The sequence below is a fragment of the Cellulosimicrobium sp. EB106-03-01-XG111 genome, assembly GCF_058792115.1.
Genome location: NZ_JBYTEQ010000020.1, coordinates 24,590 through 46,764 on the forward strand (window position 1 = coordinate 24,590; position 22,175 = coordinate 46,764).

A 22,175-nucleotide genomic window follows, 5' to 3' on the forward strand; every position below is an offset into this window, starting at 1 on the left:
TCAGGCGACCCGCCCGGCGGGCGCGGACGGCGTCGCGAGCAGGAAGCCCGGGGCGCCGAGCCCTTCGCGCTCGAACGCGGCGCGCACGGCGTCCGCCACGGTCTCGACCTGGTCCGCACGCACGAGCGCGATCGCGGAGCCGCCGAACCCGCCGCCCGTCATCCGCGCGCCCAGGGCGCCCGCGACGCGCGCCGCGTCGACCGCGACGTCGAGCTCGACGCTCGACACCTCGTAGTCGTCGCGCAACGACGCGTGCGACGCGTTCAGCAGCGGGCCGACGGCGTCCGGCCGCCCCTCGCGCAGCAGCGCCACGAGCTCGCGCACCCGGCCGATCTCGGTGACGACGTGGCGCACCCGGCGGCGCGCGACGTCGTCGGGCAGCGCGTCGAGCGCCCGGGCGAGCGCGGCCGCCGGGTCGTCGCTCGCGTCCACCGCGTCGGCGAGCTCGCGCAGCGAGGCGATCCCGAGCGTGCGGGCGGCGCCCTCGCACGTGGCCCGGCGCTGCGCGTACTGGCCGTCGACGAGCCGGTGCTCCGCCCGAGTGTCCACGACGAGCAGCGCGAGGCCCGCGGTGTCGAGGTCGAACGGCACCTGCGTGGCGGACTCGACCGGGTCGAGCCCGGGACGGCAGTCGAGGAGGAGCGCGTGACCGGCCTGCGCGCGCAGCGCCGCGGACTGGTCCATGCCGCCGGTGGGCGCGCCCGCGATCTCGTTCTCCGCGCGGATGCTCACCGCGGCCAGGGTGGCGCGGCCCGCGTCGGTCGCCGCGAGGCCGAGCCCGGCGACGTCGTCGAGCGCGACGGCGACCGCGCACTCGAGGGCTGCGGACGACGAGAGCCCGGCGCCGAACGGGACGCTCGAGTCGACGGCCGCGTCGAACCCGGGGACGGCGGCGGGGTCCGCGCCCTGGGCGACGAGGTGCTCGCGCAGCGCCCAGGCCACGCCCGCGACGTACGACCCCCAGCCCGCGACCTCGCCCGGGCGGACGTCCTCGAGGCGTGCCGTCCACGTCTCGCCGGGCGCCTGCGCGGACGCGAGGCGGACGAGCGAGTCGGTGCGCGGGCGCAGCGCCACCCAGGTGCGGTGGGGCAGCGCGACCGGCAGGCACAGGCCCGCGTTGTAGTCGGTGTGCTCCCCGACGATGTTGACGCGCCCGGGCGCGGCCCACACGTGGACCCCCTCGCCGGTCTCGTCCGCGCCGAACGCCTCGGCGAGGAGGGCGCGGGCGCGGGCGGCGCCGTCGTCGTCCGACAGCGCGGGCACCCAGCCCCGGGCGGCGCTCGCCGGGGCGAGCTCCTGGAGCCGTGCGGCGATGCGCTCGGGCGTGGTGTCGCTGATCCACGCGCCCATGCCCGACTCCGAGCCCGCGAGGTACTTGAGCTTGCCGGGCGCGCGCAGCACGGAGAACACCTGGAGGTGCAGCCGCGCGAGCGTGACGTCGTCGGTGCCACCGTCGGCGACCGAGCGGCCCTCGCGGGCCGGGGCCTGGTGCCACGCGGCGATGTACGGCAGGGGGATGGGGTCGCCGTCGGCCTTCTCGAAGAACCGGTCCAGGCGGCGCAGCAGCTCGAGGTACGCGGCGGCGAGGTCGTCGCGCTCGGCGTCCGTGAGCGCCGGCAGGTCGGGGACGTCGCGTCGCGGCGCGAGGTGGACCTCGACGGGCCACCGCGCCGCGTAGGGCACGTACGCGACCCAGTGCTCGGTCTCGAGGACGACGCGGCGGCCGTCCGCGAGCTCGGACTCGAGCACGTCGCGCAGCAGGCTGCGGCCGGTGCGGCGGTGGTGCTCGCGGGCCTGGTCGAGCAGCGCGCGCGTGCGCGGCGTCACGTACGGGTAGCCGTAGATCTGGCCGTGCGGGTGGTGCAGGGTGACGCCGATCTCCGGGCCGCGGTTCTCGAAGCAGAAGACCTGCTCCACCCCCGGCTCGGCGCCCAGCGCGGCGGTGCGGTCCGCCCACGCGTCGATGATCGTGCGGACCCGCTGCGGCGGGAGCGCGCCGAACGACGCGCGGTGGTCGCTCGAGAAGCACACGACCTCGCACCGGCCCGCCGCCGGGGCGTGTTGCTGGAGCGGCGCGTCCGTCACCACCGCGTCCGGCACGCCAGGAACGCGCTGGAGCGACGGGAAGCGGTTCTCGAAGACCACGACGTCGTAGTCCGTGTCGGGGACCTCGCCGTCCGAGTACGCGCTGCCGGGCCGCGCGGGGCACAGCGGGCACGAGTCCGCGGCGGGCAGGAAGGTCCGGTTCATGCGGTGCACCGCGAGCGGGACCCAGTCGCCGGTGAGCGGGTCCCGGCGCATCTCCGGACCGACGTACGGGTGCGGGACGCCGTCCGGACCCGGCACCGGGGCGAAGCGGTCCGGCAGCGGTCGCGGGTCGTCGAGCCGTCGCGTGCGCTCGCCCGAGACGTACGCGGGGGAGTCGTCGAAGTAGACGAGCTCGCGGCCGTCGGCGAGCCGGGTCGAGGTGCGGCGCAGGTGCGGGTTCATGCGTGCGGTGTTCCGATCGCGGTGCGGTGGGGGAGTGCGGGGAGCCGGGGCTGCGGTCGCCGGTCAGGCGACGACGAGCTGCTCGACGAGGTCCTGGACGCGCGCGCGCTCGTCCTCGGCGAGCCCGACGTCGGTGACGAGCACGTCCACGTCGGCGAACGTCGCGAAGACGCGCAGGCCCGTGGTGTGCCACTTCGTGTGGTCGGCGAGGACGACGGTGCGCCCGGCGGACTCGATGAGCGCGCGGTTCGTCGCGGCCTCGTCGAGGTTCGGCGTCGTGAGCCCGATCTCCGGGTCGACGCCGTGCGCGCCGACGAACGCGAGGTCGACGCGCAGCCCGGACAGCGCGGCCTCGGCGAGCGGGCCGACGAGCGCGTCGGACGGCGTGCGGCTGCCGCCGGTGAGGATCGTCTCGAGCCGTGGGTCGTTGGCGCGGTGCAGGATCTCGGCGACCGGGAGGGAGTTCGTCACGACCGTCAGCGGCCGCAGCGCGGGGTCCGCGGCGATGCGGGCGGCGAGCAGGTGGGTCGTCGTGCCGGCGCTCAGCGCGACGGAGGCGTTCGGCGTGATGAGGCGCGCCGCCGCGGTGGCGATCGCCTCCTTCTCCGCGGCCTCCCGCGAGCTCTTCGCGGCGAAGCCGGGCTCGTGCGCGGTCGTGTGCGGGGCGACGGCACCCCCGTGGACCTTCCGGACGAGGCCCTGGTCGGCGAGCTCCACGAGGTCGCGCCGGATCGTCATGTCCGAGACGCCGAGCTCCCGCGTCAGGTCGCCGATCCGGACCGCGCCGTGGTCGCGGATCTCCGCGAGGATGCGCTCCTGGCGCTGTGAGGCGAGCATGCCGACAGTATTGTCCACATCGCCGAGAAATCCAACATGACCGAACAGGAACCAACATCGCTCGGCCCGGCGACGAGGCCGGGCCGAGCGGGTCAGTACCGGATCGCGTCGATCACCTTGACGCGCACGGCGACGAGCGCGGGAAGGAGCCCCGCCAGCGCCCCGATCCCGACGGCCGCGAGCATCCCGGTCACCGCGGCGGAGAACGGGAAGCCGGGTGCGTCCTGGACGGCCGAGCCCATGAGCACGTCGAGCGGGACGTTGTGCAGCACGACGATCGCGACCGTCACGCCCAGCACGCCCGCGACGGTCGTCGCGACGACGCTCTCCATCATCACGGAGAAGAAGACTCGCCCCGAGCTCGCGCCGAAGCTGCGGCGGATCCCGATCTCGCGGATCCGGTACCGCACCGTGACGAGCGCGATGTTCACGAGGCCGAGCCCGCCGAGCAGCAGCGCGATCGCGCTCACGCCGAGCACGACCCACCGGATCGCGCCGTCGACGACCGACGCCGACGGCGAGTCGGACCGGTAGACGTCGGCCTGGACGCCCTCGAGCGCGCCCGCCACGTCGCGGCGCACCGTCTCGACGAGCGCGTCCGACAGGTCGTCGGGCACCCACAGCTCGAGCCGGGGCGGCCCCATCATCTCCATCGACTCGGGCGTGACCCACGTCGACTGGGCGTCGACCAGCGCGTACGCGACCGGGTCCATGTCCGGCCAGTCGTCCGGGAAGGCCCCGACCACGGTCGCGACGACCGGGTTGTCCCCGCCGATCGTGACCGTCGGGTGCTCGGCCACGGTCGTTCCGCCGAGCGCGTCGAGGAACGCCTGGTTGACGACGAGCGCGGGCGCGAGACGGTCCGCGTCCGCCTCCGTGAACCAGCGACCCGACGTCACCTGGAAGCGGTGCATCGTGGCCCAGTCGGGCTCCACCCCCGTGGTGGTGATCTCGCGCGTGCCGCCGGGGAACCGCACCGGTGCGGGCGCGTCGCGCAGCATCGAGGAGTAGCCGATGCCGTAGCGGTCGACGATCTCGTCGAACACCTGCTCGTACTCCTCCGACGTGGGCATGACGCTCCCGCCGTCGCCCGTGGGCCATGCCGAGACCTGGAGCGTCGCGGGGCGACCGCCCCAGCGTTCGTTCTGCTCGGCCGAGACCTGGCGCAGCATCTCCCCGGCGGCCGAGATCGTGGTGATCGCGCAGACCGCGACGGCGACGCCGACGAGCGCGAGCAGCACCCGCACCTTGTGGACCCGCAGCTCGTCCCACGCCTCGAGGAGGGCGCCGACGACGCCGGTCATGCCGTGGCTCCCGCGTCGCGCGCGGTGTCCGTGGTACCGGCCGCGGTGGCGGCGGTCGTGCGGGCGGAGAGCGCGGGAGCTGCACCGACGAGCGGCCGGGCCACGTGCTCGGCCTGGTGGTCGTGGCTCGTCCCGGGGTCGCTCCCGGCCCCGTCGTCGGTGCTCGACGGCGCGCCGAGCGCCCCGAGCGACCCGGCGCTGCGCGCGCTGATGGCGATCGGGGTGAGCACGCCGTCGGCGAGCCGGAACTGTCGGCCCGCGCGGGAGGCGACGGCGAGGTCGTGCGTGATCGCGATGAGCGCGGACCCGTTCTCGCGGGCGATGGTGTCGAGCAGGTCCATGACCTCGCTGCCCGTGTCGACGTCGAGCGCCCCCGTGGGCTCGTCCGCGAGGATGACACGCGGGACGCGCACGAGGGCCCGGGCGATCGCGACGCGCTGCTGCTCGCCGCCCGAGAGCTTCTCGGGGCGGGTGTCGAGGCGGTCGCCGAGGCCCACCCGCTCGAGCATCTGGGCGGCCAGCGTGCGCCGCTGCCAGAACTGGCGCCCGCGCGCGTACAGCAGCGGGGCGACGACGTTCTCGAGCGCGGTACGACCCTGCAGCAGGTTGAACTGCTGGAACACGAACCCGAAGTCCGTGCCGCGGCGTCGCGCCCGGGCGCGGCCGGAGAGCCGGCCGATCGGGACGCCGTCGAGCAGGTAGTCCCCGCTCGTCGGGCTGTCGAGGAGACCGAGGATGTTGAGCAGGGTCGACTTGCCCGTCCCCGAGCGCCCGACGATCGAGACGTGCTCGCCCGCGCCGACCGTGAGGTCGATGCCGCGCAGGATCTCGAGCTCGCGGTCGTCGGGGAGCAGCACCGAGCGGGTGACCCCGCTGAGCTCCAGGAGGCTCATCAGTACGAGGCCTCGCTGTCGTCCGTGACCATCATGTCGTCCATGACCGGCATGACGTCCTGGCCCGGCACGAACTCGAGGACCTCGTCGCCCTCGGCGAGGCCCTCGGTCACCTGGACGACGGACCCGTCGGTGAGACCGAGCGTCACGGCGCGCTCCTCGGGCTCGCCCTCCGCGCCGACGACCCACACCTTGCCCTGCTCGACGCGGCCGAGGACCGCCGTCACGGGGACCACGAGGGCACCCTCGACGGAGCCCGCCGTGATCTCCAGCTCGGCGGCGAGCCCGGCGAAGACGGTGACGTCGCCCGGGACGGCGCACGTCACGCTCGCGGACGACGCGCCGGCGGCCGGGTCGGGTGCGCCCTCCTCGGGCGTGCCCGCGGGGGCGGCGGCGGCGCCCATGCGGAGGTTCGTGCACACGAACGGCGCGGGGCCGCCGGTGACCGTGACGGTCGCCTCGCCGGGGATCTGGAGGAGCCGGAACTGCTGCTCGGCGACCATGCTGCCCGTGACCGAGAGCGTGCCGGGCGAGACGGTCGCGAAGTCCTCGCCGACGGCGACCTCCTGGTCCTTGAGCGCCGTGAACGTGGCGACCGTCCCGCCGATGGTGGCCTTGACGGTCTCTCGCGTGACCTTCGGCCGACGCTCGGTGACCGTGACCTCGCCCGTCTCGGGGTCGGTCTCGGTCAGGGGCTCGCGAGGCTCTTCGAGGGTGACCTCGAGGAGGGGCGCGCCCGCCTCGACGACGTCGCCGGGCTTGGCGTGGACCGCGGTCACGACGCCGCGCTGCGTGACCTTCTGGGGTGCTGCCGGGTCGGCGACGACCTGGCCGGTCAGCACCACGGTGTTCGTGACGTCCCCGGTGGTCACCGCGACGCGCGGCTCGACGATCTGCGCCGTGGGGAACGCCGGGTCGACCGGTGGCTCGGGCGCCGAGCGGAAGGCGATCACGGCGAGCAGGGCGGCGATCGCCGCCCAGATCACGATGCGGAGGGCGGGGAAGATGATCCGGCGGGTGATACCCACGTGCGGGCTCCTGGGACGACGGTGGCGGGACGACGGTGGCGGGACGACGAGCGGACGCTGCTGGCGGGGCCGACGACGGCCCGGCCCGAGGCTAGGGCGGGGACACGGACGGCGTCGTCATCCCTGGGGAGGAGTTCTGTCGCGGCTTCGTCACCGGTGGGTCACCGGCCGGTCACGTCGACGTGACCACGTGGGACGGGCGTGCGCACCCGCCGGACAGCAGCGCTCTGCGCGGGTGGCGGGGGCGGCGTCGCAGGTCAGGGGGATCGCGAGCGAGACGAGGGCAGGGCGGAGCGGCGGCGATGCCACGACACGATCCCCCTCACCGGCCCGACGGCCGTCCCCCCGGACGAGATGCGGGCGAGACTATACCGTGGCGCGCGGAAAAGATAGGGAAAGGACGGTGAAAGACCGGCCGACGTCCGGAGGCCGTCGCGTCAGACGACCGTGACCCCGAGCGACCGCCCCGCGAGCCCGCGCGGCCGGCGCGCGAGGCCGGTCGCGACGTCGCGCAGCGCGGCCGCGGCGGGGGAGCCGGGGTCGGAGAGCACGACCGGGGTGCCGCCGTCGCCCGCCTCGCGCAGCGACACGTCGAGGGGCACCTGGCCGAGGAGGGGGACCGTGGTCCCCGTCGCGCGCGACAGGTTCGCCGCGACGCGCTCGCCGCCACCCGCCCCGAACACCTCGAGGCGCGACCCGTCGGGCTGCTCGAGCCACGACATGTTCTCGACCACGCCGACGACGCCCTGCTGGGTCTGCGTCGCGACCGACCCGGCCCGCTCCGCGACCTCCGCGGCGGCGACCTGCGGCGTCGTGACGACGACGATCTCGCTGCCGGGCAGGAGCTGCGCGACCGAGATGGCGATGTCGCCCGTGCCGGGCGGCAGGTCGAGGAGCAGCACGTCGAGGTCGCCCCAGAACACGTCCGCGAGGAACTGCTGGAGGGCGCGGTGCAGCATCGGTCCCCGCCACACGACGGGCTGGCCCGGGGGCACGAACATGCCGATCGAGACGACCTTCACGCCGTGCGCGATCGGCGGCAGGAGCATGTTGTCGACGCGCGTGGGCTGCCGGTCGACGCCGAGCATGCGCGGGATCGAGAACCCGTAGATGTCCGCGTCGACGACGCCGACCTCGAGGCCCTGCGCGGCGAGCGCGACCGCGAGGTTCGCCGTGACCGACGACTTGCCCACCCCGCCCTTGCCCGACGCGATCGCGTACACCTTCGTCAGCGACCCCGGCTTGGCGAAGGGGATCTCGGGCTCGCCCACGCCGCCGCGCAGCATCGTGCGCAGCTCGGCCCGCTGCTCCGCGCTCATGACGCCGAGGTCGACCCGGACGTCCGCCACGCCGTCGACGGCGCGCACCGCGATGTCGACGTCGCGCACGAGCGTGTCGCGCATCGGGCACGTGGCGACCGTGAGGTCGACGCCGACCGTCACGACGGCGCCCGGCGCACCGGGCTCGACGTCGACCGAGCGGATCATGCCGAGGTCCGTGACGGGGCGGCGGATCTCCGGGTCCAGGACCGTGGTGAGGGCCTGCCGGACGGCGTGCTCGAGCAGGTCTGCGGCGGGGTCGGGCATGCCCCCATCGTAGGCGGGGCCGACACCCGGTCGGCCGGGCCGTAGGTCCCGGGCCGGACGTGAGCCCCGTCGCACGACGAGCGCCGCGGATCGGGGCTACCGTGCACGGATGGACGCCCTGGCCTCCCTCGCGCGGGACAGCGAGCTGTTCGGCGACGCCGTGCGCAGCGCCCCGCCCGACGCGCGCGTCCCCGCGTGCCCCGAGTGGACGGGCGCCGACCTGCTCTACCACCTCGCCGAGGTGCAGGACTTCTGGGCGCGCGTCGTCGGCCCGGCCCCCGGGGAGGGGACCGACGGCGACGAGGTCGAGCCGCTGGCCCGGCCGTCCTCCGACGCCGAGCTGCCCGCGCTGCTCCAGCGCTCGACGAGCCGGCTCGTCGCGGCGCTCACCGGTCGTGACCCCGACGAGCCCTGCTGGTCGTGGCACGAGGAGGGCCGCCACGTCGGCTGGGTCCTGCGGCGCCAGGCCCACGAGGCGCTCGTCCACCGCGCCGACGCCGAGCTCACGGCCGGGCGCGACGTCACGCCCGCCGACCCGGACGTCGCGGCGGACGGGGTCGACGAGGTGCTGTCCGTCATGGTCGACGGGGTGCCCGGCTGGGGCGTCTTCACGCCCGACGGCGCGACGGTGTCGGTCGTCGTCGACGGCCCGGGGGAGCGCCCGCGGAGCTGGGAGCTCGCGTTCGGGCGCTTCACGGGGACCGGTCCGGAGTCGGGGACGGCGTACGACCTGGACGTCGCTCAGCTCGTCGACCTGCCCGGCTCGACGACGACGCAGGTCTCCGGCCCGGCCTGGGCGCTCGACCTGTGGCTCTGGGGCCGTGGCCCGGCGGACGGGCTCGCCGTCGCGGGCGACCCCGCCCTCGCCGAGCGGCTGCGCCGGGTCGCGGCGGAGGGCACGCAGTAGCGCCTCGGGGTCAGCGGTCGGCGACCTCGTCGTCGGGCTGACGGGCCGCCTTCTCCTCCAGCTCCTCGAGCAGGTTGCGGATCTCGGACCGCACGAAGTCGCGCGTGGCGACCTCGCTCAGCGCGATGCGCAGCGCGGCCATCTCGCGTGCGAGGTACTCGGTGTCCGCGAGGTTGCGCTCCGCGCGCTGGCGGTCCTGCTCCGCGGTGACGCGGTCGCGGTCGTCCTGCCGGTTCTGGGCGAGCAGGATGAGCGGCGCGGCGTACGACGCCTGGAGCGAGAGCATGAGCGTGAGCGCGGTGAACCCGAACTCGGCGGAGTCGAACCGCAACCCCTCCGGGCCCCACGAGTTCCACGCGATCCACAGCGCGCAGAACACGGTGAGGTAGACGAGGAACCGCGGCGTGCCGAGGAAGCGTGCGATGCCCTCGGTCGAGCGGCCGACGGCGTCCTGGTCGACCTTGACGCGCGGGAAGAAGCTGCGGCGCGCGGTCTTCGGCGTGTCGAGGCGGTCAGCCACGGGCCACCCCCGCGGTGCCCGGCCGGCCGGGCACGGCGGTGCGCGCGCGCCCGCTCGCGACGGCACGGCGCGCGGCCTCGGTGTCCTCGTCGTCGGTCTCGCGCCAGTCGTCGGGCAGCATGTGGTCGAGCACGTCGTCCACGCTGATCGCGCCGAGCAGGCGTTTCTCCGCGTCGAGCACGGGCACGCACAGCAGGTCGTAGGTCGCGAGGATGCGGGTCACGCGCCCGAGCGGCGCGTCGGGCGTGACGCCCTCGACGTCGGAGTCGAGCACCGAGCCGACGGCCGCGTGCGGGGGTTCGCGCAGCAGGCGCTGGAAGTGCGCGACGCCGAGGAACCGGCCCGTGGGCGTCTCGAGCGGTGGGCGCGCGACGAACACCATCGACGCGAGCGCGGGCGCGAGGTCCTTGCGGCGGATCTGCGCGAGCGCGGTCGCGATGGTGGTCTCCGGGCCGAGCACGACCGGGTCGGACGTCATGAGCCCGCCCGCGGTGTCCTCCGCGTAGGAGAGGAGGCGGCGCACGTCGCGCGCCTCGTCGGGCTCCATGAGCTCGAGGAGCTGGGCGGCCTGGGCCTCGGGGAGCTCGTGCAGGAGGTCGGCCGCGTCGTCGGGCTGCATCGCCTCCAGGACGTCGGCGGCGCGGTCGGTGTCGAGCCCGGAGAGGATCGCGACCTGGTCGTCCTCGGGCAGCTCCTCCAGGACGTCGGCGAGCCGCTCGTTGTCGAGCGCGCCCGCGACCTCGAGCCGGCGCGTGTCGCCGAGGTCGTGGATGACGTCGGCGAGGTCGGCGGGCTTGAGGTCGTCGTAGGCGGCGAGGAGCATCGCGGCGCCCTGCGCCTCCGTGCTCCCGGCGAGCCCGGTCACGGCGTCGACGTCGACGACGAGCGCGTCGCCCCGCCGGCGCAGCCCGAGCGTGCCCTTGTGCTGCGCCTGCCGGCGCACGTACAGCTTGGTGACGAGCCAGTCGCCGGTGCGCTGGCGCTCGATCGCGAGGTCCTCGACCGTCGCCGAGCCCGACCCGTCGACGAACTGCACCGTGCGCTCCAGGAGCTCGCTCACGGCCAGGGTCTCCATGGCGCGCTGCTCGAACCGCCGCATGTTGACGAGCCCGGTGGAGATGACCTGGCCCGCGTCGATGCTCGTCACGCGCGTCAGGGGCAGGAAGACGCGGCGCCGGCCGGGCACCTCGACCACGAGGCCCACCGCGCGCGGCGCCCCCTTCGGCCTGATGAGCACGACGACGTCCCGCACCCGCCCGACCTGGTCGCCGATGGGGTCGAACACGCTGGTCCCGGCCAGGCGCGCGACGAAGACGGTGGTGGCTGCACTCACGCCGCCAGCCTACGCACGCGCCCCGGTCGCCGCGCTCCGTCCCGGCAGATGGCGGGCGTCCCGAGCCGTCTCCCGGCCGCCTCCCCGCCGTCGTCGGCCGGTCGGGCCGGGGAGCGGCCCTCGCGCGCTCCGCCCGGGTAGGACAGACTGGGCGAATGAGCATGTCACGCCCGGGTGCCGTCCCCCGTGTCCCCACCCCGCCGCGCGGCGAGGAGGTGGCGTCGTACGCGACCTACCTCGAGGCGCAGAAGGCGGTCGACTTCCTCTCGGACAACAAGTTCGCGGTCGAGCTCGTGACGATCGTCGGCACCGACCTCAAGATGGTCGAGCGCGTGACGGGCCGCCTCACCTACGGTCGTGTCGCGATCGCGGGTGCCGCGTCCGGCGCGTGGTTCGGCCTCTTCGTCGGCCTGCTGCTCTTCATGTTCTCCGGCCAGGGCGGGTTCGTGCTCACCGCCGTCGGGATCGGCGCCGGGTTCGGCCTGCTCTTCTCGGTGCTGTCGTACGCGCTGACGCAGGGCAAGCGCGACTTCACGTCGCAGAGCCAGATCGTCGCCTCGTCCTACGGCATCCTCTGCGCGCCCGAGCGCGCGGGTGAGGCGCGCCAGCTCCTGGGCCGCATGCCCGAGGGCGCGGGCGGCGTCCGCGGACCCGCCGCGCCGGCCAACCCCGGCTGGGGCACCCCCGGCACCACGCCCCCCGCCGCCCCGGCCCCGGAACCCTCGGCGGGCGTCCCTGCCCCGCCGCCTCCGGCCGCGCCTCCGGCCCGCACGCCCGACCCGCGCTGGACGACGCCGACGGGCGAGCCGCGCTACGGCGCCATGCGCCCGACGTCGGACCAGCCGACCGACGCGCCGGCACCCGGCGCAGACCCCGGGCCGGCGACCGCCCCCGGCCCGCACCCGGACCAGCCCGAGCGCCCTGCCTGACCGAGCGCACTGCCTGACCGGGCGCCCGAGCCCGACCGCGCTCCGGTCGGGCTCAGGCGTCCCCGGACCTGGGGGACGACGAAGGCCGACCGTTGGACGTCGTCGTCCGTCGGCCGGCCCTCGGCGGAAGCGCCGCTAGCGCTTCCGCGACTTCACTGCGGTCTCGGCAGCCCTCTCGCGCTTCTGGGCGCGCTTCTCCTTGATGGACATCGACGCTTCCTTCTTGATGCTCTTCGCCACGTGAGTTCACCTCCCCTCACCGGTGGATGAACGGGCCACCATAGCCCAGTTCCTCCGCCGGTGAGCCGGGCGCGACTCAGCCGCGCAGCCGCGCCATCCAGGCCTCGACGTCCTCCGGGCGACGGGGCAGCGCGGCCGACAGGTTCTCGTTGCCGTCGGCCGTGACGAGGGCGTCGTCCTCGATGCGGACGCCGATGCCGCGGTACTCCGCCGGGACGGCCAGGTCGTCCGCCTTGAAGTACAGGCCCGGCTCGATCGTGAAGACCATGCCCGGCTCGAGCACCCCGTCGAGGTAGAGCTCGCGCCGCGCCTGCGCGCAGTCGTGCACGTCGAGGCCGAGGTGGTGGCTCGTGCCGTGCACCATCCAGCGGCGGTGCTGCTGCCCCTCGGGCGAGAGCGACTCGGCGGCGCTCACCGGGAGCAGGCCCCACTCCTCGAGGCGCGCGGCGATGACCTCCATCGCGGCGGCGTGCACGTCGCGGAAGCGCGCGCCCGGCACCGCGACGGCGAACGCGGCGTCCGCGGCGTCGAGCACGGCCTGGTACACGCGGCGCTGGACGTCGGTGAACTCGCCGTCGACGGGCAGCGTGCGCGTCACGTCGGCCGTGTAGAGCGAGTCGACCTCGACGCCCGCGTCGAGCAGCACGAGCTCGCCGGTCCGCACGACGCCGTCGTTGCGGATCCAGTGCAGCGTCGTCGCGTGCTCGCCGGCCGCGGCGATCGTCTCGTAGCCGACCGTGTTGCCCTCGAGGCGCGCGTGGGCGTCGAACGTCGTCTCGATGACGCGCTCGCCGCGACGGTGCCCGACGGCGCGCGGCAGGCTCCGCACGACCTCCTCGAAGCCCGCGATCGTCGCCGCGACGGCCTCGCGCATCTGCTCGACCTCGTGCGCGTCCTTGACCAGGCGCAGCTCGGAGACCGCCTCGACGAGCGCGGCGTCCGTGCGGCGGTACGCGGCCTCGGCGCGCGCGAGCCACTCGGCCTCGCTGAGCTGCTGGTCCTCGGCGGACCCGGCGGCCTCGTCGACGCCCGCCTCCGCGCGGATCGCCTCGACGAGCGCCTCCACGGCCTCGTCCGCGCCCGCGACGACGAGGAGCGTCACCCCGCCGGCGCCGACGTCCTTCGCGAGCGCGTCGCGCAGCTCGTCGACGTGCCGCGCCTCCACGCCGGTCGCGGTCGTGACGTCGTCGAGCGACGGACGCGCGCCGACCCAGAACTCGCCGTACCGCGCGTCCGCGTAGAACTCCTCGGTGTCGCGCGCCGCGAGCGGGCGGACGTAGAGCACCGCGTGGTGGTCGGACCCGGCGTCCCCGGTGCCCGGCTCCACGGGGTGCAGCACGAGCACCGCGTCGGGCTCCTGGTCCGTGCCGTAGCCGGTGAGGTGCGCGAACGCCGAGTGCGGGCGGAAGCGGTAGTCCGTGTCGTTCGACCGCGTCTTCAGCGGGCCGGCGGGCACGACGAGGCGCGCGCCCGGGAACCGGGCCGACAGCGCGGCGCGGCGCGCGACGGTGAACGGGGCGGCCGGCAGCGGCTCGACGTCGAGCGCGGCGCGCGGCGCCCAGCCGCTCGTGATGAAGGCCTTGAACGCGTCGGAGTCCGGGCGCTGGGAGCGGTTGCTCCCGCGCGCGGCCAGGTCCTGGGCCTCGCCGGGACCGGCGTGCTCGGTGGCCTGGTCGGGCGTCTCGGACGGGGGCGCGGGCGTGACGGGGGTGGCGTCGGTCATGCCCCCAGTCTCGCACCGCGCACACGGCCGAAGTCCGCGAGCGCGCGGCCGAGCACGCGGTTGAAGGCCTCGGGGGCCTCGCTGTTGACGTCGTGGCCGGCGCGCGGCACGACGACGAGCGCCGCGTCCGCGGCCGCCGCGAGGTAGCGCTGCTCGTCGAGGCGCATGTGGTCGCGCGCGCCGTTGACGAGCCACACCGGGACGTCGACGTCGCGCACGTGGGCGAGCCACGAGCGGCCCGCGAGCTGGGAGAGCGCGTCGGTGACGACGTGCCAGCCGGGCGCGACCGGCGTCGGGGGCCCGGCGTCGGCCGGCCCGGCCAGCGTGTACGACGACGCGGCACCGCCCGGCAGGCCGCGCCCGCCGCGGGCGATCGTGCCCCACGCGGTCGCGGTCGTGCGCGCGGCCCAGCGCGCGCCGCGGCCGACGGCGCCGCCCCCGGCGACGACGAGGCGCGCGACGTCGCGGTACAGCGCGACCGGCTTGCCCTTGGGGTCGGACGTGCAGGCCGCGGCGACGACGCCCGCGAGTTTGGCGGGGCGGCGGGCCGCCCAGGCGAGCGACGTGTAGCCGCCGAGCGAGAGGCCGACGAGCGCGACGCGGCGGTCGGGGCCGAACGACGCGGCCGCCTCGTCGAGCACCTCGAAGGAGCGGTCGAGCGTGAAGCGCTCGTGCGCGCGGGCGCCGTGCGCGGGCAGGTCGACCGCGACGGCGTCGTGGCCGAGTGCGCGCACGTGCTCGACCTGGTGGTCCCAGATCGCGCCCGAGGTGCGCATGCCGTGGACGAAGACCACCGCGGGCGGAGCCTGCGCGGGGTCGGGGGACGTCGGCGTCGAGGGGGTCGTGGGGGAGGTCGTCGCGGGGGCTGCCGTGGGGGGCGTCGTGAGGGTCATCGCTCCTGACCATGGCACCCGAGCCTGGGACGGCCGTGGTGAGGCGCCGGGCCTCGTGTGGACATCGTGTGGGGGTCCGGTGCCGTCCTGCCCGGGCGTCGTCACTATCCTGGACCCGTGCGCATCGACCTCCACACCCACTCGACCGTGTCCGACGGCACGGACACACCGGGAGGGGTCGTCGAGGCCGCCGCCGCGGCCGGTCTCGACGTCGTCGCGCTCACCGACCACGACACGACGGCGGGCTGGGCGCAGGCGACGGACGCGGCGCTCGCGCACGGGGTCGCGCTCGTGCGCGGCGCGGAGATCTCGGCCCGCTCCGGCGGCATCAGCGTGCACGTGCTGTCCTACCTGCACGACCCGGCGCACGCCGCCCTCCTGGCCGAGCTCGACCGCACGCGCGACGCGCGCACGAGCCGGGCCCGGCGGATGGTCGACCTCATCGCCGAGGACTACCCGATCACATGGGAGGATGTGCTCGCCCAGACCGTCGCGGGGACGACGATCGGGCGACCGCACATCGCCGACGCGCTCGTCGCGGCCGGGCTCGCGCCCGACCGCTCCGCCGCGTTCGCGACCATCCTCGCCACGGACACCCCGTACTACGTGCCCCACTACGCGCCCGACGCCGTCGTGGCCGTGCGCGGGATCCGCGCCGCGGGCGGCGTGCCCGTCTTCGCCCACCCGGGCGCGGACGGTCGTGGCCGCGTCGTGGCCGACGCCGTGATCGAGGAGATGGCCGAGGCGGGGCTCGCCGGGCTCGAGGTGTTCCACCGCGACCACGACGAGCGTCAGCGTGCACGGCTCGAGGACCTGGCCCGGACCCTGGGCCTGTTCGTCACCGGGTCGAGCGACTACCACGGGGCCGGCAAACCGAACCGGCTCGGGGAGAACACGACAGCACCGACCGTGCTGGAGCAGATCGAGGAGCTGGGACAGTTGGACGTGATCCGATGATCGGACGATGAGCGAGTTCTTCGACGTCCGGCTCTTCACGGAGGTCTTCGTCACCCTGTTCGTCATCATGGACCCGCCCGGCACGGTGCCGGTGTTCCTGGGCCTGACGAGCGCGATGGGCGCCAAGCAGCGCAACCAGGCGGCGCGCACCGCGATCCTCGTGGCGTTCGGCGTGATCGTCGCGTTCGCGGTGTTCGGCCAGCAGATCCTCAATTACATGCACATCTCGCTGCCCGCGCTCCAGACGGCGGGCGGCCTGCTGCTGCTCCTCGTGGCGATGGAGCTGCTCACCGGGAAGATGGAGGAGCCGCAACCGTCGGGCAACAAGGGCGTCAACGTCGCGCTCGTGCCGCTCGGGACGCCGCTGCTCGCCGGCCCGGGCGCGATCGTCGCGACGATGGTCTTCGTGCAGCGCGCGGGGGAACGCGGCGGGGGCATCGCCGAGTGGGTCGCCATCGCGGCGGGCGTCGTCGCGGTGCACGTGTGCCTGTGGCTCTCGATGCGCTTCGCGAACGTCATCAACCGCGTCCTCGGCGACTCGGGCACGATCCTCGTGACGCGGATCGCCGGTCTGCTCCTCGCGGCCATCGCCGTCCAGCTCGTCGCCGACGCCGTCATCGAGTTCGTCCAGACCGCCTGACCCGCGTCCCGTCGTCGCGGACGACCGGCGTCCGGGGCGGTGGCCCCGGACGCCGTTCGCCGTTCGCGGTCGCGCGCCCGTGGTCGGGTCAGGGCCAGTACGCGTCGAAGGTCCGGGAGAACTCTCCGCCGTTGAAGCGGTCCCAGTTGATCGACCACGTCATGAGGCCGCGCAGCCCCGGCCAGCGCCCGTGGGTCCGGTACGACCCGCAGCCCGTGCCCTTCGTGAGGCAGTCCAGGGCCTGGGTGACCTGCGCGGGCGGGGTGTGGCCGTTGCCCGCCTGCGTGCTGGCCGGCAGGCCGATCGCGACCTGGTCGGGGCGGAGCGGGGGGAACATCTTCGTCGTGTCGCGCGCGACCGGGAAGCCGGTGAGCAGCATGTCCGTCAGCGCGACGTGGAAGTCCGCCCCGCCCATCGAGTGGTACTGGTCGTCGAGCCCCATGATCGGCCCCGAGTTGTAGTGCTGGACGTGGAGCAGCGTCAGGTCGTCGCGCAGCGCGTGGATCACCGGCAGGTAGGCGCCGCAGCGCGGGTCCTGGCCGCCCCACGGGCCGGAGCCGTAGAACTGGTAGCCGTTCTGGACGAAGAAGGTCTCCGGCGCCATCGTCAGCACGAAGTCGTCGCCGTAGCGTGCCGTGAGCGTCTTGAGCGCGGAGATGAGGTTGACGATCACGGGGGTGGTCGGGGAGCGGAAGTCCGTGTCTCCCGCGTTCAGGTACAGCGAGTGCCCCTCGAAGTCGATGTCGACCCCGTCCAGCCCGTAGGTGTCGATGATCGAGCTCACGGAGGCGACGAACGCGTCGCGCGCGGCGGTCGTCGTGAGCTGGACCTGGCCGTTCTGCCCGCCGATCGAGAGGAGCACCTTCTTCCCGGCCGCGCGCTTGGCGGCGACGGCGGCCTTGAACTCCGCGACCGACTCCACGTTCGGGCACTCGGTCCGCGGGCAGAGGCTGAACCGGATGTCGCCGGACGTGACGCTCGTCGGCTCGCCGAACGCGAGGTTGATGACGTCCCACGAGTCCGGGACGTCCGCCATGCGGACGTAGCCCGACCCGTTGGCGAACGACGTGTGCAGGTAGCCGACGAGCGCGTGCGCAGGCAGCCCGGCGCCGGGCCCGCCACCGGTGCCGCCGGTCGCCGTGGTGACGGCGACGGCGGCGGAGCGGGGTGACTCGCCCGCGGCGTTGGTCGCGGTGACCTGGAAGGAGTAGGCGGTGGCGGCGGTGAGCCCGGAGACGGTGGTGGACGGGGCCGTGGTCGTGGCGACGCGGGTGCCGTCGCGGTAGACGGCGTAACCCGTGGCGCCGGCCACGGCACCCCAGGTGAGGGGCACGCTGGTGGCGGTGGGCGTCCCGGCGGTCAGACCGGTGGGGGTCGCGGGCGGCTGCGCCGTGCCGCCGCCCGGACCCACGAGGCTGACGTCGTCCACGAGGTAGGCGGGCTGGCCGTACCAGCCGTGCACGAAGACCGTCGCGGACGTCGCCGTCGCGGTCGTCGTGAAGGTCACGCTGATCCGTTGCCAGGTCGGGGCCGAGGGCGTCCAGGTGGTGACGTCCTGCGCCGTCGCGCCGCTCGCCCCGAGGTACGCGTAGGAGCCCTGGACCCACGCGCTGAGCGTGTAGGTCGACGAGGGCCGGACGGCGACGGTCTGCGAGCAGCGCGCGTTGTCCGTCCCGGCGGGCGTGGCCCGGAGCGCCCCGCTGCCGGTGCGGACCGGGCTCGTGGCCGGCTGCCCCGTGGAGCCGGAGCAGGTCCACCCGGACAGCCCGGACTCGAAACCGCCGTTGACGGCGAGCTCGGTGTCCGCGGCCGCGGCGGTCGTGGTGCCGGTGAGGAGCGTCCCGACGAGCGTGGCGGAGGCGACCAGGGCGAGGAGGCTGCGCAGCCGTCGTCGGGGTCGTGACGCGGTGGGGTCCATGGTGGTCTCGCTTTCGTCGTCGAAGGAGCGGTCCTGTCGCAAGGTCCTCGCGGTGCCGCGCGCTGGTCAACCCCCGTACGCGGGACCCCGTACGCCCGCTGCGCCGCCGGGCCAAACAGGGGATGTTAGGTTCATTCGGTGAACCAGCCGATCATGCCTCCCCGCAAGGTGTCGGAGCTCGTCGTCGAACGGCTCATGGAACGCGTCGAGCGCGGGGAGTGGCCCGTCGGCACCCGCATCCCGCCCGAGCCCGAGCTCGTCGCCGAGCTCGGCGTCGGGCGCAACACGGTGCGCGAGGCCGTGCGCGCGCTCGAGCACGCCGGGATCCTCGAGCCGCGCCGCGGCGACGGCACCTACGTGCGCGCGGCCGACGGGCTCGACGCCGCCCTGACCCGGCGGGCCCGGACCACGGACGCGCTCCACGTGCTCGAGGTGCGCGAGATCCTCGAGCGCGGTGCAGCGCGCGCCGCCGCCGGGCGGGCCGACGCCGGCGCCCTCCGCCGCCTCGACGCGGCGCTCGCCGCCCAGGTCGCGGCACGCGACGGGGACGAGCACGCCTTCCAGGCCGCCGACGTCGCCTTCCACGGCGAGGTCGTGCGCGCCGGGGGCAACCCCCTGCTCGCCGACCTCTACGACGGCCTCGACCACGCGCTCGTCCGCACGCTCCCGTCCGGCGGGCAGCGTCGGCACCACCGCGACGTCCCCGGTCACGAGGAGGTCGTCGCGGCGATCCGGGCGGCCGACGCCGACGCGGCCGAGGCCGCCGTCGTCGCGACGATCGACGCCGTGCGGGCGCAGCTCGTCGAGGCCGCCGCGGACCGTCCCGGTCGCGCCGACGCCGGCGAGGTCGAGGCGTGAGCGGGCTGCGCAGGCCGCTGGGGCTGGCCGCCGTCGTCGCGATCGTCCTCGCGGCGCTCAACCTCCGCCCCGCCGTCGTCGCGATCTCGCCCGTGCTCGGCGAGATCCGCACGGACCTGGGCCTCAGCGCGACGGCGGCGGGCGTGCTCACGACGCTCCCCGTCCTGTGCTTCGGGCTCCTCGCGCCGCTCGCGCCCGTGCTCGCGCGGCGCTGGGGGCTCGAGCGCGCGCTCTTCGTGAGCCTCGTCCTGCTGTGCGTCGGCTTCGCGCTGCGCCTCGTGCCGTCGACCGCGGGGCTGTTCGCCGGGACGGTGGTCGCCGGGTGCGCGATCGGGCTCGGGAACGTGCTGCTGCCCGCGCTCATCAAGCGCGACTTCGCCGACCGCATCGGCCTCATGACCGGCCTCTACTCGATGGCGCTCTCCGGCGGGGCGGCGCTCGCGGCGGGCCTGACCCTGCCGGTCGCGTCGGCGGCCGGTCTCGACTGGCGCGGCGCGCTCGCGACCTGGGGAGTCCTCGCCGTGCTCGGGGCGCTCGTGTGGGTGCCGCGCGCGCTGCGGCCCGACCCCGCCGGCACGGTGGCGTTCGGGCCGGGGGCGGGGCCGGCCGCCGCGCGGTCGGCGGTGTGGCGCAGCCCGCTCGCCTGGGCGGTCACCGTCGTCATGGGCATGCAGTCGCTGTCGTTCTACGCGGTCAACGCCTGGCTGCCCGAGATCATGGTCGCGCTCGGCCGGACGCCGGAGGTGGGCGGCTGGCTCCTGGCGCTGTGCAACCTCGCGGGGATCGTCGGCTCGTTCGTCACCCCGGTCCTCGCCGGGCGCATGCCGCGCCAGCGCGGCATCGGCCTCGTGCTCGTGGTCCTCGTGGGCTCGGGGCTGCTCGGGCTCGCCGCCGCCCCCGGCGGCGCGGCGCTCTGGGTCGTGCTCGTCGGCCTCGGGCAGGGTGGCGGGATCAGCCTCGCGCTCACCCTCATGGCGCTGCGGGCGCGCGACGCCGCGCACACGTCCGAGCTCTCCGGCATGGCGCAGAGCGCCGGCTACCTGCTCGCCGCGACCGGCCCGCTCGGCCTCGGGCTCGCGCACGACGTCACCGGCGCGTGGACGCTCCCGCTCCTGCTCCTCGTCGCCGCGGCGGCCGTCCAGGGCGTCGCGGTGTGGTTCGCCGGGCGCGACGCGCACGTGCACTGATCCCGACGCGACGAACCCCGGGCCGCGTCCCCACGGCCTGGTGACCGTGGGGCGCGACCCGGGGTTCGTCGTCGGGCCCGGGAGCTGCCGGGAGCGACTACTCCGCGGGCTGGGCGGTCGCCTCGGCGGCGCCGCCCTGCTGCTCGACGGGGCGGCCGCCGCGCGTGCGGCGGCGGCTGCGGGACCGACGACGGCGCTCGCCGCCCTCGGCCGCCGGAGCGCCCTCGGTCGCCTCGGTGCGCTCGCCCTCGGCACGCGCGCCCGTGCGCTCGGTCTCGCCGCGACGCCCGCCGGAGCGGCCCTGGACGCCGGACCGGCCCCGGTCGCCCTCGGACCGGCCCCGCTCGCCCTCGGAGCGGCCGCGGCCGCCGTCGGACCGGCCGCCCTGGCGCCCGCGCGACCCGCCCGCGGGCGTGTGACGCTTGCCGGTCTCGCCGAGGTCCTCGATCTCCTCCGCCTCGAGCCCGGCGAGCGTGCGCCGCTCCTGGGGGAGGCGGCCCTTCGTGCCCTCGGGGATGTGCAGGTCGGTGTACAGGTGCGGCGAGCTCGAGTACGTCTCGACCGGCTCGGGGATGCCGAGGTCGAGGGCCTTGTCGATGAGCGACCAGCGGGGGATGTCGTCCCAGTCGACGAACGTCACGGCGGTGCCCTTGTTGCCCGCGCGGCCGGTGCGGCCGGTGCGGTGCAGGTACGTCTTCTCGTCCTCGGGGCACTGGTAGTTCACGACGTGCGTGACGTCCTCGACGTCGATGCCTCGCGCCGCGACGTCGGTCGCGACGAGCACGTCGATCTTGCCGTTGCGGAACGCGCGCAGCGCCTGCTCGCGCGCGCCCTGCCCGAGGTCGCCGTGGATCGAGCCGGCGGCGAACCCGCGGTCGACGAGCTCGTCCGCGACCTTCGCGGCGGTCCGCTTGGTCCGGGCGAACACGATGGTGCGCCCGCGGCCCTCGGCCTGGAGGATGCGCGCGAGCATCTCGACCTTGTCCAGCGCGTGCGCGCGGTAGACGACCTGCTCGATGTTCTTGACCGTCTGGCCGCCGTCGTCGGGGTCGTTCGCGCGGATGTGCGTCGGCTGCTTCATGTAGCGGCGCGCCATCGAGACGACGGCGCCCGGCATGGTCGCCGAGAAGAGCATCGTGTGGCGCTGCGCGGGCGTGCGCGCCAGGATCTTCTCGACGTCCGGGAGGAACCCGAGGTCGAGCATCTCGTCCGCCTCGTCGAGGACCACGGTCGCGGCGCGCGTGAGGTTGAGGTGGCCCTGGTTCATCAGGTCGATCATGCGGCCGGGCGTGCCGACGACGACCTCGACGCCGCGCGTCAGCGCCTCGACCTGCGGCTCGTAGGCGCGACCGCCGTAGAGCTGGACGATGCGCACCGAGCGGCGCTTCGAGGCCGTGGTGAGGTCGTTCGCGACCTGGACGGCGAGCTCGCGCGTCGGGACGACGACGAGCGCCTGCGGCTTGCCGGGGGAGGGCAGCTCGTCGAAGCCGGGCTCGCCCGGGGCGACGACGCGGTGCAGCAGCGGCACGCCGAAGCCGAGGGTCTTGCCGGTACCGGTCTTGGCCTGGCCGATGATGTCGTGGCCGGACATGGCGACCGGGAGCGTCATCGCCTGGATGGGGAAGGGCTGGACGATGCCCGCGTCGGAGAGCGCGTCGACGATCTCCTGGCGGACGCCGAAGTCCGCGAAGGTCGTGTTGTCCGCGTGGACGCTGGCGGCGACGGACGTCGCGTCCGCGCTCACGTCCGGCGTCGCGTCGGTGGTGGTGGCGTCTGTGGTGGTCACTGGTGCCTCTGTCTCGTTCGGGCACGCGCGACCGTCGGCGGGCCCGTCGGGGCCCGGAGCCGGGGAGGTTCCCGGTCGCGGTCGTGCGCACCTCGTGGCCGGCAGCCGATCGTGGGATGTCGTGGCCAGGCCCGCGCTGCGGACCG

At 75.2% G+C, this 22,175-nt stretch carries 18 protein-coding genes and 1 pseudogene; 6 read left to right on the top strand and 13 right to left on the bottom strand.

What is annotated here, in order from left to right:
* The 7 genes and pseudogenes from galK to AC3WT4_RS15530 all read right to left on the bottom strand — a co-directional run bounded on the left by galK (position 1) and on the right by AC3WT4_RS15530 (position 8,138).
* Positions 1 to 1,263 carry a galactokinase gene (gene galK, locus AC3WT4_RS15500; protein WP_492315891.1) on the bottom strand — a complete coding sequence of 421 codons (1,263 nt, stop codon included), beginning with the start codon at positions 1,261 to 1,263 and terminating at the stop codon, positions 1 to 3.
* A gap of 24 nt (positions 1,264 to 1,287) precedes the next feature.
* Positions 1,288 to 2,490 (bottom strand): annotated as a pseudogene (gene galT, locus AC3WT4_RS15505) (galactose-1-phosphate uridylyltransferase); the annotation flags it as partial.
* Positions 2,491 to 2,553: 63 nt separating this feature from the next.
* Complete coding sequence (locus tag AC3WT4_RS15510) at positions 2,554 to 3,327, bottom strand: DeoR/GlpR family DNA-binding transcription regulator (protein ID WP_074809050.1); 774 nt, start codon at positions 3,325 to 3,327, stop codon at positions 2,554 to 2,556.
* Between the two features lie 92 nt (positions 3,328 to 3,419).
* A complete protein-coding gene (locus AC3WT4_RS15515; protein WP_074809051.1) occupies positions 3,420 to 4,631 on the bottom strand; it encodes an ABC transporter permease in 1,212 nt (403 codons plus the stop codon).
* The gene (locus tag AC3WT4_RS15520) at positions 4,628 to 5,524 is read right to left on the bottom strand and encodes an ABC transporter ATP-binding protein (protein ID WP_492315856.1); all 897 of its coding nucleotides are present in this window, start codon (positions 5,522 to 5,524) and stop codon (positions 4,628 to 4,630) included. The genes AC3WT4_RS15515 and AC3WT4_RS15520 overlap by 4 nt, the downstream gene beginning before the upstream one ends.
* Complete coding sequence (locus AC3WT4_RS15525) at positions 5,524 to 6,552, bottom strand: efflux RND transporter periplasmic adaptor subunit (RefSeq protein ID WP_074809052.1); 1,029 nt, start codon at positions 6,550 to 6,552, stop codon at positions 5,524 to 5,526. The genes AC3WT4_RS15520 and AC3WT4_RS15525 overlap by 1 nt, the downstream gene beginning before the upstream one ends.
* A 437-nt stretch (positions 6,553 to 6,989) precedes the next feature.
* Complete coding sequence (locus tag AC3WT4_RS15530) at positions 6,990 to 8,138, bottom strand: Mrp/NBP35 family ATP-binding protein (protein ID WP_492315857.1); 1,149 nt, start codon at positions 8,136 to 8,138, stop codon at positions 6,990 to 6,992.
* Between the two features lie 109 nt (positions 8,139 to 8,247).
* On the opposite strand from AC3WT4_RS15530, the gene AC3WT4_RS15535 reads away from it, so the two are divergent.
* Positions 8,248 to 9,045 (top strand): maleylpyruvate isomerase family mycothiol-dependent enzyme, encoded by a 798-nt coding sequence (locus AC3WT4_RS15535; protein WP_400110339.1) that lies wholly within the window; start codon positions 8,248 to 8,250, stop codon positions 9,043 to 9,045.
* A 10-nt stretch (positions 9,046 to 9,055) separates the two neighbouring features.
* On the opposite strand, the gene AC3WT4_RS15540 is transcribed toward AC3WT4_RS15535, so the two are convergent.
* Positions 9,056 to 9,565 carry a DUF1003 domain-containing protein gene (locus AC3WT4_RS15540; protein ID WP_074809396.1) on the bottom strand — a complete coding sequence of 170 codons (510 nt, stop codon included), beginning with the start codon at positions 9,563 to 9,565 and terminating at the stop codon, positions 9,056 to 9,058.
* Positions 9,558 to 10,898, bottom strand: a complete 1,341-nt coding sequence (locus tag AC3WT4_RS15545) for a magnesium transporter MgtE N-terminal domain-containing protein (protein ID WP_108048568.1) — start codon at positions 10,896 to 10,898, stop codon at positions 9,558 to 9,560. Before AC3WT4_RS15545 ends, AC3WT4_RS15540 begins: the two co-directional genes overlap by 8 nt.
* Positions 10,899 to 11,053: 155 nt before the next feature.
* On the opposite strand from AC3WT4_RS15545, the gene AC3WT4_RS15550 reads away from it, so the two are divergent.
* Complete coding sequence (locus AC3WT4_RS15550; protein WP_492315858.1) at positions 11,054 to 11,827, top strand: YflT domain-containing protein; 774 nt, start codon at positions 11,054 to 11,056, stop codon at positions 11,825 to 11,827.
* Positions 11,828 to 12,143: 316 nt separating this feature from the next.
* Here AC3WT4_RS15550 and AC3WT4_RS15555 read toward each other — a convergent pair whose 3' ends face one another.
* Together AC3WT4_RS15555 and AC3WT4_RS15560 are read right to left on the bottom strand one after the other, a co-directional pair.
* Complete coding sequence (locus AC3WT4_RS15555; RefSeq protein WP_492315859.1) at positions 12,144 to 13,790, bottom strand: aminopeptidase P family protein; 1,647 nt, start codon at positions 13,788 to 13,790, stop codon at positions 12,144 to 12,146.
* Entirely contained in the window at positions 13,787 to 14,683 is an 897-nt protein-coding gene (locus AC3WT4_RS15560) for an alpha/beta fold hydrolase (protein WP_492315860.1), read from the bottom strand. Before AC3WT4_RS15560 ends, AC3WT4_RS15555 begins: the two co-directional genes overlap by 4 nt.
* Positions 14,684 to 14,800: 117 nt before the next feature.
* On the opposite strand from AC3WT4_RS15560, the gene AC3WT4_RS15565 reads away from it, so the two are divergent.
* Together AC3WT4_RS15565 and AC3WT4_RS15570 are read left to right on the top strand one after the other, a co-directional pair.
* Entirely contained in the window at positions 14,801 to 15,640 is an 840-nt protein-coding gene (locus AC3WT4_RS15565; protein WP_108051308.1) for a PHP domain-containing protein, read from the top strand.
* Between the two features lie 7 nt (positions 15,641 to 15,647).
* Entirely contained in the window at positions 15,648 to 16,280 is a 633-nt protein-coding gene (locus AC3WT4_RS15570; protein WP_492315861.1) for a MarC family protein, read from the top strand.
* A gap of 88 nt (positions 16,281 to 16,368) precedes the next feature.
* On the opposite strand, the gene AC3WT4_RS15575 is transcribed toward AC3WT4_RS15570, so the two are convergent.
* The gene (locus AC3WT4_RS15575) at positions 16,369 to 18,198 is read right to left on the bottom strand and encodes a chitinase (protein ID WP_492315862.1); all 1,830 of its coding nucleotides are present in this window, start codon (positions 18,196 to 18,198) and stop codon (positions 16,369 to 16,371) included.
* 138 nt (positions 18,199 to 18,336) lie between these two features.
* Between AC3WT4_RS15575 and AC3WT4_RS15580 the strand changes: the two genes are divergently transcribed.
* The gene (locus AC3WT4_RS15580) at positions 18,337 to 19,056 is read left to right on the top strand and encodes a FadR/GntR family transcriptional regulator (protein WP_257419075.1); all 720 of its coding nucleotides are present in this window, start codon (positions 18,337 to 18,339) and stop codon (positions 19,054 to 19,056) included.
* Positions 19,053 to 20,243, top strand: a complete 1,191-nt coding sequence (locus tag AC3WT4_RS15585; RefSeq protein ID WP_257419074.1) for a CynX/NimT family MFS transporter — start codon at positions 19,053 to 19,055, stop codon at positions 20,241 to 20,243. Before AC3WT4_RS15580 ends, AC3WT4_RS15585 begins: the two co-directional genes overlap by 4 nt.
* Before the next feature lie 97 nt (positions 20,244 to 20,340).
* On the opposite strand, the gene AC3WT4_RS15590 is transcribed toward AC3WT4_RS15585, so the two are convergent.
* Complete coding sequence (locus AC3WT4_RS15590) at positions 20,341 to 22,029, bottom strand: DEAD/DEAH box helicase (RefSeq protein ID WP_492315863.1); 1,689 nt, start codon at positions 22,027 to 22,029, stop codon at positions 20,341 to 20,343.
* Between the last annotated feature and the right edge of the window lie 146 nt (positions 22,030 to 22,175).